Annotated in this window: 3 protein-coding genes; all 3 read right to left on the bottom strand. The window is 34.5% G+C overall.

The genetic code is table 11. From position 1 onward, the window contains the following. Positions 1 to 45: 45 nt before the first annotated feature. Genes V7014_RS27015 through V7014_RS27005 form a run of 3 tightly spaced genes read right to left on the bottom strand, consistent with a single transcriptional unit; the run spans position 46 to position 1,132 of the window. On the bottom strand, positions 46 to 615 hold the full coding sequence (locus V7014_RS27015; RefSeq protein ID WP_335512198.1) for a manganese catalase family protein: 570 nt from the start codon (positions 613 to 615) through the stop codon (positions 46 to 48). Positions 616 to 628: 13 nt separating this feature from the next. Continuing rightward, a complete protein-coding gene (locus tag V7014_RS27010; protein WP_335512196.1) occupies positions 629 to 892 on the bottom strand; it encodes a spore coat protein CotJB in 264 nt (87 codons plus the stop codon). 12 nt (positions 893 to 904) lie between these two features. Then, the gene (locus V7014_RS27005) at positions 905 to 1,132 is read right to left on the bottom strand and encodes a spore coat associated protein CotJA (protein WP_335512194.1); all 228 of its coding nucleotides are present in this window, start codon (positions 1,130 to 1,132) and stop codon (positions 905 to 907) included. Positions 1,133 to 1,343: the final 211 nt, after the last annotated feature.

The following is a 1,343-nucleotide window of genomic DNA, read 5'->3' as shown; positions in this document are numbered from 1 at the left end:
CAATACAAAAGCGACCTATAGTTGTCATAGGTCGCTTTTGTATTGTTAAAATATTTTTTTCTGATTTTGATCTTCTTTTAAAATTTCAACCGCTTCTCTAAAGCGTTGCGAATGAACAATTTCACGTTCACGTAAAAATCTTAAGGAGTCATTTAGATCCACATCATCTGACATATCAATAATCCATTGATATGTTGCACGCGCTTTTTCTTCCGCAGCAATATCTTCATACAAATCTGCAATCGGATCTCCTTTAGACGCAAAATAACTTACTGTAAAAGGAGATCCTCCTGCATTCGTATAATAAAGTGCAGAATCATGATTAACATAATGTGTATCTAGCCCTGCTTCTTTCATTTGCTCAGGTGTAGCATCTTTTGTGAGTTTGTAAATCATCGTCGCAATCATTTCGAGGTGTGCGAATTCTTCCGTCCCTATATCCGTTAATAATCCCATTACTTTTTCAGGGATTGTATATCTTTGATTTAAATAACGTAGAGCAGCCGCTAATTCACCATCTGCTCCACCATATTGTTCTACTAAGTACTTTGCAAGGGTCGGATTACATGTACTGACTTTCACAGGATATTGCAATTTCTTTTCATAAATCCACATATTTTGCTCCTTCCTATACTTGCCATGGCCATGGCGAGCTATGCCAGCTCCACTTCGCATCAGAGTAGCTATTTCCAAACTGCTGAAGCGGGCCAAATCGTGATTCTAATTCATATTTAATTTGATTACGATGCTGTACATAAGAATTAAACTGAGCAATTGCATTTTGATCAGTTGGATGTGTATCTAAATATAATGTTAATTCTACTAATACAAAATCGGCAGCCTGCAAATCCTCTAAAATTTGATAATACTCTTCAGGTAAGGTATTACTCATTGATAAACTCACCTACTTCTTGTAAGGATTCTCATAATAATCATAAAAAGCGGGCCATAAAGTTCCTCTTTTTAATGCTTCCATAGCTGGATATTGTTCTAAATCTGGAGGCTGAAAACCAATATATAGATTAGGTGGTGTATAATAATATTTTTTTCCTATTGGAGGGCATGGATCAAACACACTATGATAAGGAACATATGACTTGACTCTCGTAAATTCCAGTTCATCCCCACTCATTTCTAACACCTCCTTATACAGCATAATGGTTATTACTTCTTAATTTATTAGTGAAATGATTAAAATATGAGTGAATGTATAAAATAACGTATTTCAATAATGAAAGTTACATGAATGACCCGTTAATGGTAGTCGTTTTCTCATTTTCTTACAAACTTCATTTATAATACCTTGAATATTCAGAACATTGCATCGGTAGATTATAAATATC

Source organism: Bacillus sp. JJ722 (genome assembly GCF_036963345.1).
GTDB lineage: Bacteria > Bacillota > Bacilli > Bacillales > DSM-1321 > Bacillus_AD.
This window is presented reverse-complemented; position numbering and strand designations above follow the sequence as displayed.

Bases quoted from the DNA above. Each gene is read 5' to 3' on its own strand.
- V7014_RS27005 (WP_335512194.1), bottom strand. From the start codon at position 1,132: ATGAGTGGGGATGAACTGGAATTTACGAGAGTCAAGTCATATGTTCCT.
- V7014_RS27015 (WP_335512198.1), bottom strand. From the start codon at position 615: ATGTGGATTTATGAAAAGAAATTGCAATATCCTGTGAAAGTCAGTACA.
- V7014_RS27010 (WP_335512196.1), bottom strand. From the start codon at position 892: ATGAGTAATACCTTACCTGAAGAGTATTATCAAATTTTAGAGGATTTG.